Here is a 15,713-nt window from a genome sequence, read left to right on the forward strand (position 1 = left end):
ACTTATATTCATTACTACAATCACAAAAGAATTAAAACAAAACTAAAAGGATTGTCCCCTGTGCAATACAGAGTTCAATCCTTAGTAGCTGCTTAATATATTTGTCTAATTTTTTGGGTTCAGTTCAAATGGATGATCTTTTTTATAATTTATCAACATATTGCTTCGCTTCTAGTAAGGAAAAACCAAAAGCTTCTCTTACTCTCTTAACTGCTGTAACTTTTTTTCCTTCTTCTACAAGCTGGCGTAGTTCTTTATTAATTTCAGGTTCTCTTTCTACAATTCCCATTTCTTTCGTAATTAATTGTAATCTATCTTCAATTCTCTTTAAACGCGCATCATTTTTCTTTTCAATTCTAGCTAATTTTTCAGCGATATAAATGAAACCAAAGGCTAATATTAGTATAACCATCCAGAATTCCATAAGTGTTCCCCCTTACTAACTTTCATTTGTTTTATTTCACTAACTTATGTAAATTTTACCACAGGACACATTTACTGTAAAATACCACTATATCAAACTGTTAATAAAACCTATTATTTTAGGGGGACACTTTATGAAAAGATTTTTAAATACGTTACTTCAATTTGTAGTTCTTTCAATCGTGCTACATTTATTATTTGATATAGTTGGTTGGCTTGTTCTCAATGCACCAATTAAAAACAAACAAATCATCATTTCTTTAATAACAATCTCATGGGTTATGTACATGTACCGAGACAAATTTTTTCAAAAGTTCACTTCAAACTAACTAAAAAAGAAAAATAATATTCTGTCTTTAAAGAAAGGAGTCACCATGAACTTAAAAAGTAGCAATATATACGAGAAAATGAATCAATATTCCGTTGCAGGTTTAAGCCTCGCTGTTATACGTAATGGCCAACTAGATGAAGTGACTGCCTTTGGAACACTTGAAGCTGGAACAACTAGAGCTGTTACTACAAATTCTCTCTTTAATTCTTGTTCTATCAGCAAATTCATCACTACAATGCTCGTACTAACATTATCAGAGCAAGGTATCGTATATTTAGATGAAAACGTAAATGATAAACTCACATCTTGGAACATTCCTACTAATCTATTTACTTCACAAAAAAGCATCACTTTGAGAAACTTATTAAGCCATCAATCTGGACTCATTGATCCACCTAATAGTTTTGAACATTATACACCTGCAAAAGGCTTACCTAATATGTCTGAGCTCCTTTCCGGTAAAACACTATATTGCCCCGTACCTATAGAGGTAACTTATAAACCAGAAAGTGAATTTCACTACTCAGACGCAAGCTTTTGTATAACCGAACTACTACTTGAAGATATTACAGGAAGATCATTTAGTCAGTTATTAGAAGAACACATCTTCCAGCCACTACAAATGAAATATAGTACACTTTTCTCTCCAAAAGACATAGATAAAACCGATGTTTTTGCTTGCGGACATAATAAAGATAGAACTGTAACAAATGAGAAGTATCCATTTTATCCATTCGCAGCTGCTTCAGGCATTTGGACAACACCAACTGACTTATCAGCTTTAGTTATTGAAATCATTCATTCCTTACAAGGAAAGGGTAAACTAAAACTTTCTCAAAAATTAGTAATAGACATGATTTCTCCTCAAGGTTGCTCAAAATGGACTGGATTAGGTGTTTTTCTAGATGATTCTAATGAAGAATTACAGGTTTATTCACTCGGATGGGGCGTTGGATTTCAATGTATGATGGTTTGTTATCCATACTGCGGGAATGGTGCTGTTATTATGACCAATTCCGATTTAGGTGTTCATCAAATGGAAGGGATCATTGGTGAAGTTGTAAAAACGTTATCCTTATAATGAAAATAAAGAAGCAGTTCCTTCCAGCTTCTTTATCTATATAACATTTTTCGCAACAATTTTTATATGTTCTGGTGCGATAATCTCCGTTATACTTTCTTGGAAATCTTCCCGCAACATTTCTTCCAAATGTTCTAACTGCACTTCAACATGTGTGCATTCTAAATTATGTATATTTAACAGTGCATAATGATCTTTTTTCTTAATTACTAAATATTGATTTTCCTCTGTCACAAGTACAGAACCTAATCGGACTCCTAATAAGCGTTGATCATCAAACTTCATAATTACTTCTCCTTCCCTCATATAAACGAAACTACAATGAAAATAATTACATTTATGGAAAAACACGCTTATTTAGACTATATCATAATTTACTAAAATAGAAATATCTTTTTCTGTTTCAATAAAAATCCCTATTTTTCATATATTTCGATACAAAAAACTTTCTCAACATTAAATTTGAATTTTCAGTTTTTAATTCTATAAAAATCTATTATAATAAAGTTAATAAATGTTTGACCTCTCCTAATTCATGTACATATGGATGATCAGTAGTTATCGCTACTGATCTATTTTTTTGATTTCAGAAAGTACATACGCTGCATCCTTTCCTACACCACAAATAAGTGCGGAACCCCTTTGAGATTGCCATGGTAAACCGATATAATACAATCCTTTTACTGGACTGATTCCCTTTATATGATTAGGAAATCCTTTCTCATTCACTGCCTGTTCAATTTCAATCCAATTATAATTTTGAACAAAACCAGTTGACCATATAACGCTTTCTGCACTATAAATATCACCATTCTGAAACATAATGTTATTTCCTGATGCACTTACTACTTTTTCTTGCAGTTTGATTGCTCCATTACGAATAAGTTTCTTACCTTCAAAACCGAAAATAGGGTCCTTTCTCTTCTGAAACCATCTTCCCCTCTTTGTATTTATTTCAGCGTACAATAAACCCATTTTTTCTAACAGATTAAAAATACTTTTTCCAAAAAGTTGTAACGGTAAAAACGTTAAAGGATGACTAATAGACACCGTAACTTCATGCGTTTTTGCAAGTTCTACTGCTATTTGCATTCCTGAATTCCCGCCACCTACTACAAGTACCTTCCCCTGTGGAATTTGCGGTGATGATTTATATTGTGATGAATGTATTTGAAAAATATGTGATGATAGATTTGCTGAAACTGAGGGAATAAATGGTTGCTGAAAACCACCTGATGCGATAATAACTTTTTTCGTTTGTAAAACTTCTGTAGGAGTATGTAATTCAAATATTTCTTTTTCTTTCTTTATTTTTAGAACTTCCGTTTGTAATTGTACCGGTAATTGAAAATGTCTTGCATATTCTTCTAAATAAGTTGCAATTTCATCTTTATATGGAAATTCATTTTTTTCACCTATTAACGCCATACCCGGCAAGCTACTGTAAGACCTTGGGGTAAAAAGCTGCAAAGAATCATATCGATTTCTCCATGAATCACCAACTTGTTTTCCTGCCTCAAGTAATAAAAAATTATACCCTTCTTGCTTCAAGTAATATCCCATTGTTAATCCAGCTTGACCCGCTCCAATAATAATTAGGTCTATCATTCTAATCCCTCCTTCTTTTACATATGAATATTTGTTCATATATTCATATGTTTCCATAATCATAACATTTTCTTTTTATATGATTCAATATCTACTCAAAATAAAAAAGAGCAGTTTACCATAAAGTAAACTCCCCTTCATTCTATCTTCCCAGTCTTTAGCGCCTGTGCCCAGTCATATCTTTCTTGTTGAACAGCCAATCCAGCAGCTTCTTCCCAATTATAAGGAACTGAAATTTGTTCAATTGTCCATTCTTCCAAAACCTTTTCTATCACTACATATTTTGCATGCGGAGTTCCTGATTCCATTTTATGCATAACAGGTAACTCATCTTTGTATGCTGGAAGTCCTACACTTCCTGGATTTATAATGATCTTTCCGTTCGCTAAATAAACAACTCTAGGAATATGTGTATGACCACATACTATTATTTTTTGTTCTATATTTTGGAGTTGATCCATTATATTTTTTTCATTCTTTAATATTGCACCATTCTCATTCATCTCTTCTAACAAACACACTTCATCTGAAGTTGGCGTACCGTGACAACATAACATATCGTCTACAATAAATTGTGAAGGATGTTGTTTTAACCAACCTATATGATAATTTGTTAATTGATTTTGAACAAAAGTTAGTGTAGCAGATTGCTCTTGTATAGGTTCCCAAAGCATGCGATCACAATTGCCTTTAATATGTATCATCTCGCTACTCATTAATATTTCAATTGTCTCTAAAGGATCTAACGGCCCGTACACACTATCTCCTAAATTTATTATCATTTCGACCTTGCGACGTGTAATATCTTTTAATACCGATTTTAAAGCGTGACTATTTCCGTGGATATCTGAAATTATAGCTATTTTCATCTTAATCCCTACTTTAATATATTATTTATAAACATCCGCAGCCAATTCCCTCAAAACTTCTACATTCACTACTTCAAAACAACCATTGTTTTTCTTGATTATATTTTTATCACAAAAAATATTTAATGTTCGCAACAAATGCCGATAGCTCGTTCCTAACAACTCCGCTATTTCCGTTAAATTCCCACTAAACACAATTCTATTTTCATGCTGAACTGCTCGTTCCCCTGCTGCTAACATGTAACTCGCAAGTCTATTTTCAAGCGGATACAATAAATTAATTGTACTGTTTTTGGAAAGTCGGTTTAACTTATGTGCTAATGATCCGCAAATACATCTTAAAAATTTCGCATCATGAAATAGCTTATTTCTCACTTTTCCTAATGGTAAACCAACACAATATGAATCTGCCATTACTTGTACATTTGATGTAATCCTTTGGGAATGAATTAACTCCACATCTCCAAGTAACTGCAAACTATCATAAAAACACAGTAATACGGATTTCCCGTTACTTAATGTGTTAAACGCTTTCGCTTTTCCTTCAACAAAGAAATATAAATAATCTATCTCTTCATTTTCTCTACAAATAAACTCATTCTTTTTAAAAAATATAAGTTCCATATATGGCTTCATATCATGACTAAAAAATGAATCAATATTATTTTTCTTCATATACTCTGCTAATTTAATAGAATTACATACTTTCTTCATAGTTCCCCACCTTTACAACTCATCCCCATTGTAATCAAAATTTTCTTCTTCCACTATGACATATGTCATAACAATACACAATTTCAGCATGATACAGTCATTACAAATATGAAATACAAAGGGGATATTACATTGTATAACTTTCTTTCTGTCTTTATTGGTGTGCTCATCGCCGTTATGCTTCCACTGAATGGGATTTTATCTGAGTTAATTGGCAAGTACACAGCAAGCGTGGTCATTCACCTTGTCGGTTTAATTGCAGTTATCTTCATTTTAATCATAAACAAAAATAAAATTCGTTTCGATAAAAGTATTCCACTTTTTTTATATAGCGCTGGAGCGATTGGAGTATTCACTGTTCTTTTTAACAATATAAGTTTCTCCGTCCTTGGTGCTTCTATTACGATCGCATTAAGTTTACTCGGTCAATCTATTGCTTCCATCATTATCGATCATTTCGGCTTATTAGGAATGAAAGTTGCAAAGTTTGAAAAGAAAAAACTAATTGGATTATGTTTCATCTCTTCTGGAATTATAATCATGACAATTTATTAATGGGGGCAAGAAAATGTTATATATTACGATCGCTATTTTAGCTGGTGTTTCTATCGTTGTTGCTAGAATTATTAACGCGAATTTAGCAAAGGAAATTGGAAATTGGGAAGGCACGTTTTTTAATTATATTACTGGATTATTTTTCTCTATGTTATTTTTAATTTTCAGTTCAGATTCATTGTATATTCCAATGCAGACGTTACAATCTATTCCTATTGCTGTGTACTTAGGCGGATTAGTAGGCGTTATCGTTATTTCATTATCCAACTATATTACTCCTAAAATATCAGCCTTTTATTTAACATTACTCATCTTTATCGGACAATTATTTGCGGGGACTATCATTGATTTCTTCCTGACAAATGAACTCTCAATCGGTAAAGTTATCGGTGGCATTTTCGTATTAATTGGGCTCACTTACAATTTACTCATAGATCGCCCGATAAAAACTGTGAAGCATAACCAAGTTCAACTATAATACTTTACGCTTACCTATCATATATTAATAGAAAAGCTCTTCACACGAAATAATAGAGAGGAGAAAACCCTATTAAAAAAATTATTTTATTGCTAGGTAGCGTATTAATTATTTGTGGAATTGTATGGTTTGTAAACTCGGGAAAATCTATTCAAGATCTCTATACTGCAAACAAACCGAAAAAGAAAGCTACTATTATTTCAAGCTCGCGAGATCCAAATGAGCCCCCTGTTTTTTTAGGAAAGCAGGAAATAAAAGATATACATGTAGAATCAATTAAAACAAAAAAGGATATCTTTCTCACAAAAACAGATGAATTAAAAACATTTATTAACAGTATGAATACCGCAAAAAAAGGAAAATTAACATTGGATGAAGAAGGATCAGATTTAATAGATTGTGATATGTGGATTACTTTCGAGGATGGAACTTATAAAAAATATTTCATATGGATAGTTGATCATCACAGCAGCGAAGTGATGATTGCTCAGCAAGATACTCCTGATGATGTAAACCTTACGTACTATCAGTTAAACGAAGATAGTTCAAAAAAAGTTTATAATTTATTTAAAAAAATTATTTAAATGAAAAAGTCATGAGCACGCGAACTCATGACTTTTTGCACTATATATACTCCGGGAACACTCTACAACCCTTTTCCTGCTCTATATCATGACCAAAGAAAACAATTGGTTTCTCTTTCGCCACAACTTCTTTTAAACGTTTAATTGAAGATAAAGCTAATTCTGGATTAAATCCTGCGAACGGCACTTCATCTTCAAAATTCTCTTTCGTGTACGATGCATCAATCGTTAATAAAACTGAACCGGATTGCTCCGTCTCAATGAATAGCGACTGATGGCCTGGAGAATGACCTGGCGTATACAATACTTGAACACCTGGTACCACTTCATAATCCCCTTCAATAATTTTGTAGTTCAAATGCGGTAATATACATTCTTTCATATATTCTTCTCTATGAAGTGCTGCCTCATATTCGGTTCGCTGCACAATAATCGGTGTATTTGTAAAAGCACCATTTCCTCCTGCATGATCAAAATGTAAGTGAGAGCTAATAATATATAAAAGGTCGTCTGGCTCATACCCTACACGCTTTAATATATTCACGATTCTATCTTCTTCAGTCATTTTCGGTAAAATCTGTCCTTCAACAAATGTACCGTTAAAAAGCCCTTCATTATTAACTGCACTTTCTGGCATACCTGTGTCTACTAAAATAGGACCTTCTTCCGTCTCCAGAAGATAACACCACACCGGCAAGTTTAATAGTTTCCCCGGTGTTAACGCACTGTTAACAGACGAATGATCCAACATGCAACGACCTGCTGGGATGAAATAAAGTTTCTTTACTGTCATTATGTATCCACCTTTACATTTAGTTTTGGATAAAGTAATACAGTAAAAAATTCTTCTTTTTAGAAATAAACTCCTTCTAGACTATCAGTACAGCTTGCATAAAAAAGAGGGTATTTTTTTACATGCAGTATTTCACCATCTATAATATAGAAGTAAAGAATTCTTACTTTAAATGAAACATTAACACCGATTAACGCTGAAAACTAAAAAAAGCACATGCACTACTTGAAAGCGGGCACACCATTGGGAAAATCGTATTAGAGAAATTTTAATCATGATAGTGATAGGTAGTATGTGAAATTATATCAACGATTTTTCGAATATATCTATCACAAATCAAATTATATCAACGATTCGACAAGTTATATCGATTTATCGACAAATAACAACAATAAGAAAAGGCTGTTCCAGATGAACAGCCTCTTCTTTATTTACTTGAAATCTCTTTATTATTTTGAACGTCTAACGGAGCTCGCTTTCCTATTCCGAAAGCATAGAAACTAATTGTAACGATAGCTAAGAAAATAATACCTACAACTAATGAAATACGAGTATCATCGTTAAACCACATTCCGATTAATACCATAATTAAAAAGGCAATTGTTAAATAGTTTGTTACAGGAGCAAATGGCATTTTGAACGGATGATCTTTCATCTCTGCTCCCTTTTCTTTCCTAAAACGAATTTGACTAATTAAAATGACGAACCATGGTACCATACCAGGAAGTACACTTGCACTATATACATATACGAATAAGTTTTTCGGTGCGATATAACTTAAAACAACACCAACCGCCAGACCGATAATTACGCCAACTGTACCAAATAAAGGCACACCATTTCCAGAAAGTTTCGTGAAATACTTCGGTGCTTGTCCATTTACACCTAACGTATACAGCATACGTCCAGCACTATAAATACCACTATTACAACCAGACATTGCTGCTGTAATAACAACGAAGTTAATTAATCCAGCTGCTGCCGTAATACCAACCTTCGCAAAAGTTGCTACGAACGGGCTACCAATTGTACTTAATTGATCCCACGGATACACAGTTACAATAACGAAAATAGCACCGATGTAGAAAATTAAAATACGCCAAATTGTACTTTGAATCGCTCTTGTAAGTGTCTTCTTTGGATCCTTCGCTTCACCAGCAGTAATACCGATTAATTCCACACCTTGATACGCTCCAACTACAAGTGATAATGCAAAGAAGAATCCTGAAAAACCACCTGTAAAGAAACCGCCATTTGACCAAAGATTAGATATGCCAATCGCTTCTCCGCCGTTACCAATTCCGAAGAAAATAAGGCCAAATCCTGCAATAATCATTAATAGAATCGTAACGATTTTAATCATCGCAAACCAAAATTCAAATTCACCAAATGACTTAACAGAAATTAAGTTAGCTGCACCAAGAATAACCATTGCAATTATACCTGGTATCCAAGCTGGTAAATCCGGGAACCAATATTGCATATACGCTCCAACCGCGATAATTTCTGACATCCCAACGATAACCCACTGGAACCAGTTACTCCACGCTGTCATATAACCAGCTAGTGGATGAATATACTTATGACCGAATGTCGCAAATGAGCCTGTACTTGGCTCCATATACAACATTTCTCCCATGGCACGCATGATGAAGAAGATGAAAATACCTGCAATTGCATAAGCAAGCATTACTGACGGACCTGTCCATTTAATTGTGCTGGCTGACCCCATAAACAAACCAACACCAATCGTTCCGCCTAAAGCAATCATTTGAATATGACGTGCTTCTAAACCTCTTTTCAATTCTTTGTTTGCCACTTCACTTCCCCCTCTTAGATGATTCATAACCGCATTTTAACACAAGATGCTTTCCCCTAATTCCTTTCGGCCCTGAAAATGATGAAGCAAACGTCATTTTACACTAGCTTTAAAGCTATCCTAAAATCGTTTTGTGCTCCTAATAAAATTCTCAAAACCTTTCATCTTCCAATATTCTATAAATCTTAAAATTACTTACCTTATATTAATTCATTAATCTGAAAAATTCAATTATTTTTTCAATAAATTATTATACATAAGTCTGATTAATTTTTAACTAAATTAACAATAAAATACATCTATTCAATATGATTCCGGCATGTATATTATTACAATATAAATAACCGAGGAGATGCTATCTTCCTCGGTTTCATATCTCAAATACTTCAACCTTTATAGTTGATAACGTAATTTCCCACACATTCGATTCATATACCAATAAGGAATTTAATATATTAATAAACTACTAACTTCTTTACTCCAGCCAAATTTTGAAGCAGAAACCTTTCTGCCTCAAAACAACGGGATAAAATATAAAAGAGTCTCATTAAAAAATGAGACTCTATTACGATTTCATATTTAAATCGATTTCGAAGTTTGCTTACCAAAGATAAATACCCTAGTAAACACTGCCATTATAACTACTATAACCAGAAAATAAAGTGGCATCGCCAGTAACGAGCCCGTATGCAATTGACTCATTCCCCAAATTGTCATCGCTACAATTACATAGTATCCTAAGCTAAACAACGCTCCAGCTGTACCAATGACATCTTGAAAATCTACTAACGCTAAACTTAAACAATTAGGTAACGCTACTCCAATTCCTAATAGCAATATAAACATCGCTATTAAAAATACAACCATATATATTACATTCGGATTTGATCCCACAAACGTAATAACAGATAAAAGGATAGCTCCCCCTGTCATTACAAGACAACCGATATATATAATTTTCTCTGGTTTATAAGTAGCAAGTAAACGTTTTGAAATTTTCGCTCCAACAATAGAAGCAGATGCTACAACAATTCCTAGAAAGCCATACATACTAGGCGATAACTGAAAGTATTCAATAAAGATAAACGGCGCTTCTGCATAATAGCTAAATAAAACACCATTTGCTCCTCCAATTAACAGCCCATATGTTACCACTTTCCGATTTGTAATTAACCTCTTCAAGACTGAAAATACATTTATTTTATTCGTTACTGAGCCCGTTTTTGTTTCAGGAAGAGAAACAAACGTATACAGAAAAATACCGATACTCATAACTACTAAACTTAAAAATACTATTTTAAATCCAAACATTTGATCAAGAAAGCCACCAATTAACGGTCCTATCGCTGGTGTAAAAGCAATGACTGCTGAAATTTGAGCAAACATAACATGCCTCTTATGCCCTTCTACACTTTCACGAAGAATCGTTTGCGTCACAACTGATCCTGCACTTGCTCCAAACGCTTGAATAAAACGACTTACCAATAAAACTTCAATGGAATTTGCAATAAAGCACAAGAAACTCCCAGCGCCATATACGACAATTCCAAATAACATTGCTGGGCGACGGCCAATTATATCTGATAGCCATCCAATAAAAAATACACCTAAAGCAAATCCAGCAAAATACACACTAAGCGTTAACTGCACCTCATTATTACTTACATGTAACGCCTTTGAAATATCCGGTAAAGACGGTGTGTAAATCGTTTCACTAATTTGCGGAAATGCGACAAGAACAATCATTAACAAAAGTGATGGTACTGAGACTTTTTTCATTTTTCATACCCTCCTATAACTTTGAAAATCTCAGAAATAAAAAGACTTTCCTTAGCTACGGAACAGGAGGGGCCATTATAGAAATCCGGTCATAAAACAACAAAGAAAACACCTCAATTACGTATGTTAATACTTATAGGAGGGTAATATTAACATCGATTTTTAAATATACTTTTTCAATTATATTACATATTGCGTTTCTTTTACTAGTGCTCGGCCTTGGAGGATTGTTAAAAAGATAACTTGATGCATTCACCTTTTTATGGAATAATTAGAAATAGTTTGAATTCATAAACTTAATTATTAAACGATAGACTAGCATATTTTAATGTCACAAGCTTACAAACAGGAGGACTTTCGTAATGATTGAAATTTTAAGGACAGTATTAAATTTCCTAATTTCTCTATTCTCAGGAGAATTACCAATTGTATATTATGTATGGATTATTAGCCTATTCCTAATTCAAATAACCCAATCTACTCTAAACTATAAACTCTTTAACAAGAAAGACAATTTGAGCACTTATATATTGGAAGGATTACTTGCTTTTATTATTTTATTGTTTGGAGGAATATTAGTATCTAAGTTACTTGCTTACATAATAGACGATCCTACTATTAGTATGACGAATTTAACACATTATTTTGTTTCTCTTATCATATTAACTATATTTGTTGTAATAACCTGTGTTAAAGACTTTATAGAAACATCTATAAAGAATAAAAATATCTCTCTTTTTAGCTTTTTAGTAATTTCCTTCATAACAAGTCTACTTTCATTCAAGTTTTTATCACCTTTAATTGAAGGTTCTTTTTCTCTTTCTAAATCTTTTATAACTACTTTAATCACTCTAGTAACCGTATCCATTCCTCTATTAATTTCTTTAGAGGAAAAATATGCAGGTGAAAAGGAAACAGAAAATTTATAGCTTCCCATTTACATAAAAGAAAGAGGGAGCTCCCCCCTTTCTTTTATATCGTTCTATTTCACAAGACTAAATCATTCCTTTTAATATTAATCCTAAAACTGACATTATTATCGTGCTAATAATAATTCGCAAAATCCAAGTAGTGTTTGTACTTATTTTTTCTAATTGCTTATTGATTGTTGCTATATCTTTCTCATTAATAGTGGTACGCGTTTCTAAATTTCGAATGTCTCTCATCATTTCTTTTTGCTCCGCCTTGAGACTGTCAATTTTAGCGTAAACATCTTCCATATATTCACACCCTCTGTTCATCTTAATAGAAAAATCTATATATATTATGAGACAACCCTCTTACCTGTGAATACATTGCGTATATCCGCGTACCAAATTATTTGTACAATCTAATTGAATTACTCACATGTTTCTATTCTTCTATTTATAAATTAGCGTTAAGATACATTAAAATTTTAAAAGGAACCCCTTGTTTATTTAACAACAAACAAGGTGCAATCCAACATTCGGAAGCACCTACGATAATTTCTATTGTTTTCATATTTACAACTCCATATAATCAGTATGATTTTCTGAAGAAGCCAATTTTTGAACTGCTTAAAGTATACTAATATGAATACGAAATAGCTGTATTGATAAACTCTCTAGAACAATAAATATACTGGCTGAAACGGATCTATATCCGATATTTTTTCCAGTAACATGAATGGTTATTTCTGATAAATGCGTTTGTACATCATTGTTTTCAAAAATTTCATCCTCAACCTTTACAATATCTGCTTCACAATCTACTTCTTTAAAAGTTTTCAATAATTTTGTTTCCAATAAACTACAATCAAAGCTCTCATCTTTTATTACGGCAAATTTAACCTTCATATCGATTTCCCCATTTTTAACAAACTAAAATCACTAAATCAATATAAATATATATTATTCTATTAAATAATTCAAAATATACGCTTCTTATATGCATTATTAAAAATCAGTTCTAAAGAATTAAATAGTAGGCGTTCCACTAATCTTTCATATAATTCGTCTCTTAATTATTTTGCTCATTGCGCTTTTTTATTTTCCTCACTATTTCAACTAAACTTTCTGTAATAATACATATTTCAAATACATTATTTCCTTTCACTCATACTTTTATCATTGAGTTTTTATTCACAAATTCGTAACACATACACATGAGTTATCATGCTAAAATTAGTTTATTCACAAGAAGAAGTTCTTCTTAATAAATCAACCATTTTTAATACCCTGTTTAAAGCCTTGCCCCCCTGCAAGGTTTTTCCTATTTAAATAGAGTAGTAGTTTTCGTTATGCCTCTCCCCCTTGTTCCTTACCCTACAAATAATACTTCATATTTATTTTAATTTTTTAGCATCCGTACTCGCTCTGTTCGAGAGCTCTTTACCAAATATTCAATCTAATGATAAGATTGACCAAATTAATATTTTCGTCCATAACTGTATCAAAAAGTACACTAAAGAAAAAATAGCACTCTCACAATTAAGTAAACGCGAGCTTTTTCTTCTATCTACTTACTATTTAAGGTTAATAGTGATATAACCAGATTTTAAAATTCGACTTAAATTCATTGATGAATGGAGAGGTTTATATGAAATTGAAAGACAAAGTAGCAATCATAACTGGTGGAGCAAGTGGAATTGGCGAATCTACTGTTCGTCTTTTTATCGAAGAAGGTGCAAAAGTAGTTATTGCTGACTTTTCTGAACGTGGAAAAGAACTATCAGATGAATTGAATGCACATGGATATAATACGTTATTTATTAAAACTGATGTAACAAAAGAGGCAGATATTAAACAGCTAATTCATGAGACAGTAAGTACATACGGTAAATTAGATATTATGTATGCCAATGCCGGCGTTGCTGATGATGCACCGGCAAATGAATTATCCTATGAAAAATGGAAAAGAACTATTGATATTAATTTGTCTGGGGTATTCCTTTCTAATAAATATTCGATTGAACAATTCCTTAAACAAGGTACAGGTGGTGTCATCGTTAACGCTGGTTCGATTCATAGTTTTGTTTCATTACCTACCCCAACAGCATACTCCTCTGCAAAAGGTGGTGTGAAACTATTAACTCAAAATTTATGTACTGCCTACGCTAAATATGGAATACGTATTAATGCGGTGTGCCCCGGTTATATTGACACCCCTTTACTTGGTAGTGTTAATCCTGAACAGAAAGAATATTTAGCTTCACTTCATCCACAAGGCAGACTTGGAACACCAGAAGAAGTCGCTAAAGCTGTCTTATTTTTAGCAAGTGATGAAGCTAGTTTTGTTAATGGTACAACACTTCTTGTTGATGGAGGCTATACTGCACGTTAATTTAAAAATTTTGAAGCCCCTTAAGAAATATATAGTCTTCAATAAAAAAAGCGCCATCACAAGTGACGGCGCTTTTCTATGTAAGAGTAACTAGAAGGTATCCTTCTAGCCTACTCCCATTTATAAGTCCAAAACTGTTCAAGTTGCAGCCATTTTAATGTTGCTGCATCTTTGTTTTTTATTTTTGCATGCGTGTCTTCAAGCATTGCTTCTGTTTGTGAACGGTGCGCACCTAATGCAGTTAATTTATGATCAAATACTTCACTAATGTTATTTACAACATCCGGTTCTCCTAATACTGCCTCACGATTTTTCGTAATCGCAACAGCATGGATAACTGGGCGCTCTTCTTTTGGCATACGTGATACAGCGCGAACGACAGCGCGGCCAAATGCATTATGATCTGGATGTACACCGTGTTCTGGATAAAATGTAATAATTCGAGATGGATTTACTTCTTGAATGATTGCTTCAATTTTGTCAGCAACGAAATCAACATCTTCAAATTCTAACGTTTTATCATGGAAGCCAAGCATTCTTAAATCTTTAATACCCATCGCTTTACAAGCATCTTTCAATTCTTTCTTACGGATATGTGGAATCGTTTCACGGTTAGCGAATACGTTCTTACCCATGTTACGTCCCATTTGTCCTAGAGTACCACATGCATATGTTACAGGTACTCCTTGATCTGTTAATAAGCGAATTGTTCCTCCCGCAGCATATGCTTCATCATCTGGATGCGGAAATACAACAAGTACATGTCTCTCCATAAGTTTCCCTCCTTCTTACTTAAATGGTGTTAAGCTTAACTCAAGTGCAACTGCTAAGCGACCTAAATTATCATGTCCAGCTAGTAATAAACGCTCTTGATCGTCTACTTCCCAGTGCGTAATACCTTCAGCATATACCCAACCGTGATCCATTTTCAGACCAACTCGGTATGGATTTGTTCCAGTTATCTTCCCGCGTTCAAAACGGATAATCGCATTTCGAATGAAAGCACCAACTGTCATCATCTTTTCATTTATGTGTGATGCATACGCTCCGTTTGTCGTTTCTAAATGAATATATACATCTTTATTTACAAAACGTTCAATTTCATTTTGAATAAGAGAACTATCTTTTACTATTTCCATCGGAATTCACCTCTTTAAACCATTTTACGCAAAAATAATGTAAATTGCTATCTCTATATTAGAGGACAACGCTCACTTTTCCTAATAATTTGCACTGTGTTTTTTATATTTTTTATATGATATGTAAAAAATACATTTTTTCCTTCACTTTGTTAAATAGTTTTCTTTCTTTTTTGAATTTGCTACAATATATTTTATCCCGTATTATTGCAGCGAGATACATTTCGACAATTGAAT

Annotated in this window: 20 protein-coding genes and 1 pseudogene; 9 read left to right on the forward strand and 12 right to left on the reverse strand. The window is 33.0% G+C overall.

The window, feature by feature from the left end; translation table 11 throughout:
• Positions 1–96, forward strand: a 96-nt coding sequence (locus D1166_RS23580) for an IS3 family transposase (protein ID WP_130055901.1), incomplete at its 5' end; no start/stop codon positions are given.
• A gap of 46 nt (positions 97–142) precedes the next feature.
• Here the strand turns inward: D1166_RS23580 and D1166_RS23585 are convergent.
• A complete protein-coding gene (locus tag D1166_RS23585) occupies positions 143–424 on the reverse strand; it encodes a hypothetical protein (RefSeq protein WP_000397713.1) in 282 nt (93 codons plus the stop codon).
• A gap of 133 nt (positions 425–557) precedes the next feature.
• Between D1166_RS23585 and D1166_RS23590 the strand changes: the two genes are divergently transcribed.
• Both D1166_RS23590 and D1166_RS23595 read left to right on the forward strand, forming a co-directional pair.
• Positions 558–752 carry a hypothetical protein gene (locus tag D1166_RS23590; protein ID WP_000819663.1) on the forward strand — a complete coding sequence of 65 codons (195 nt, stop codon included), beginning with the start codon at positions 558–560 and terminating at the stop codon, positions 750–752.
• A 45-nt stretch (positions 753–797) separates the two neighbouring features.
• Positions 798–1,835: a serine hydrolase domain-containing protein gene (locus D1166_RS23595; protein WP_001050195.1), complete on the forward strand. Its 1,038-nt coding sequence runs from the start codon at positions 798–800 to the stop codon at positions 1,833–1,835.
• A 36-nt stretch (positions 1,836–1,871) separates the two neighbouring features.
• Here the strand turns inward: D1166_RS23595 and D1166_RS23600 are convergent, their stop codons facing one another.
• The 4 genes from D1166_RS23600 to yeiL form a co-directional block, all read right to left on the reverse strand.
• On the reverse strand, positions 1,872–2,120 hold the full coding sequence (locus tag D1166_RS23600; RefSeq protein WP_000666948.1) for a hypothetical protein: 249 nt from the start codon (positions 2,118–2,120) through the stop codon (positions 1,872–1,874).
• A gap of 279 nt (positions 2,121–2,399) precedes the next feature.
• The gene (locus D1166_RS23605; protein ID WP_000566229.1) at positions 2,400–3,443 is read right to left on the reverse strand and encodes a flavin-containing monooxygenase; all 1,044 of its coding nucleotides are present in this window, start codon (positions 3,441–3,443) and stop codon (positions 2,400–2,402) included.
• Positions 3,444–3,580: 137 nt separating this feature from the next.
• On the reverse strand, positions 3,581–4,312 hold the full coding sequence (locus D1166_RS23610) for a metallophosphoesterase family protein (protein WP_000684251.1): 732 nt from the start codon (positions 4,310–4,312) through the stop codon (positions 3,581–3,583).
• Positions 4,313–4,333: 21 nt separating this feature from the next.
• Positions 4,334–5,026, reverse strand: coding sequence for a transcriptional regulator YeiL (yeiL, locus tag D1166_RS23615; protein WP_000754828.1), 693 nt, complete (start codon positions 5,024–5,026; stop codon positions 4,334–4,336).
• Positions 5,027–5,134: 108 nt separating this feature from the next.
• Here yeiL and D1166_RS23620 point away from each other — a divergent pair, with 108 nt between their 5' ends.
• The 3 genes from D1166_RS23620 (at position 5,135) to D1166_RS23630 (ending at position 6,643) form a co-directional block, all read left to right on the forward strand.
• Positions 5,135–5,581, forward strand: a complete 447-nt coding sequence (locus D1166_RS23620; RefSeq protein WP_002005482.1) for a DMT family transporter — start codon at positions 5,135–5,137, stop codon at positions 5,579–5,581.
• A gap of 13 nt (positions 5,582–5,594) precedes the next feature.
• Positions 5,595–6,059, forward strand: a complete 465-nt coding sequence (locus tag D1166_RS23625; protein ID WP_000965814.1) for a DMT family transporter — start codon at positions 5,595–5,597, stop codon at positions 6,057–6,059.
• An 89-nt stretch (positions 6,060–6,148) separates the two neighbouring features.
• Complete coding sequence (locus tag D1166_RS23630; RefSeq protein WP_000901696.1) at positions 6,149–6,643, forward strand: YhfM domain-containing protein; 495 nt, start codon at positions 6,149–6,151, stop codon at positions 6,641–6,643.
• A gap of 40 nt (positions 6,644–6,683) precedes the next feature.
• Here D1166_RS23630 and aiiA read toward each other — a convergent pair whose 3' ends face one another.
• Positions 6,684–7,436, reverse strand: a complete 753-nt coding sequence (aiiA, locus tag D1166_RS23635; protein WP_000216582.1) for a quorum-quenching N-acyl homoserine lactonase AiiA — start codon at positions 7,434–7,436, stop codon at positions 6,684–6,686.
• Positions 7,437–7,601: 165 nt separating this feature from the next.
• Between aiiA and D1166_RS23640 the strand changes: the two are divergent.
• A pseudogene (locus D1166_RS23640) lies at positions 7,602–7,708 on the forward strand (zinc-binding alcohol dehydrogenase family protein); the annotation flags it as partial.
• 155 nt (positions 7,709–7,863) lie between these two features.
• Here D1166_RS23640 and D1166_RS23645 read toward each other — a convergent pair.
• Both D1166_RS23645 and D1166_RS23650 read right to left on the reverse strand, forming a co-directional pair.
• Positions 7,864–9,255, reverse strand: a complete 1,392-nt coding sequence (locus D1166_RS23645; protein ID WP_001284405.1) for an amino acid permease — start codon at positions 9,253–9,255, stop codon at positions 7,864–7,866.
• A 579-nt stretch (positions 9,256–9,834) separates the two neighbouring features.
• A complete protein-coding gene (locus tag D1166_RS23650) occupies positions 9,835–11,034 on the reverse strand; it encodes a multidrug effflux MFS transporter (RefSeq protein ID WP_000758011.1) in 1,200 nt (399 codons plus the stop codon).
• A gap of 362 nt (positions 11,035–11,396) precedes the next feature.
• On the opposite strand from D1166_RS23650, the gene D1166_RS23655 reads away from it, so the two are divergent.
• Positions 11,397–11,963 carry a DUF5823 family protein gene (locus D1166_RS23655; RefSeq protein ID WP_000570032.1) on the forward strand — a complete coding sequence of 189 codons (567 nt, stop codon included), beginning with the start codon at positions 11,397–11,399 and terminating at the stop codon, positions 11,961–11,963.
• A 66-nt stretch (positions 11,964–12,029) separates the two neighbouring features.
• Here D1166_RS23655 and D1166_RS23660 read toward each other — a convergent pair whose 3' ends face one another.
• Both D1166_RS23660 and D1166_RS23665 read right to left on the reverse strand, forming a co-directional pair.
• Positions 12,030–12,254: a hemolysin XhlA family protein gene (locus D1166_RS23660; RefSeq protein ID WP_000390471.1), complete on the reverse strand. Its 225-nt coding sequence runs from the start codon at positions 12,252–12,254 to the stop codon at positions 12,030–12,032.
• 318 nt (positions 12,255–12,572) lie between these two features.
• Entirely contained in the window at positions 12,573–12,851 is a 279-nt protein-coding gene (locus tag D1166_RS23665; RefSeq protein ID WP_000865018.1) for a hypothetical protein, read from the reverse strand.
• Between the two features lie 742 nt (positions 12,852–13,593).
• Here D1166_RS23665 and D1166_RS23675 point away from each other — a divergent pair.
• Positions 13,594–14,337 (forward strand): SDR family NAD(P)-dependent oxidoreductase, encoded by a 744-nt coding sequence (locus D1166_RS23675; protein WP_000768021.1) that lies wholly within the window; start codon positions 13,594–13,596, stop codon positions 14,335–14,337.
• Positions 14,338–14,447: 110 nt separating this feature from the next.
• On the opposite strand, the gene bshB2 is transcribed toward D1166_RS23675, so the two are convergent.
• Positions 14,448–15,110, reverse strand: a complete 663-nt coding sequence (gene bshB2, locus D1166_RS23680; protein ID WP_000439486.1) for a bacillithiol biosynthesis deacetylase BshB2 — start codon at positions 15,108–15,110, stop codon at positions 14,448–14,450.
• Positions 15,111–15,125: 15 nt separating this feature from the next.
• On the reverse strand, positions 15,126–15,476 hold the full coding sequence (locus D1166_RS23685; RefSeq protein ID WP_000407045.1) for a YojF family protein: 351 nt from the start codon (positions 15,474–15,476) through the stop codon (positions 15,126–15,128).
• Positions 15,477–15,713: the final 237 nt, after the last annotated feature.

This window comes from Bacillus sp. ISO11, from assembly GCF_003458115.1.
Classification (GTDB): domain Bacteria; phylum Bacillota; class Bacilli; order Bacillales; family Bacillaceae_G; genus Bacillus_A; species Bacillus_A cereus.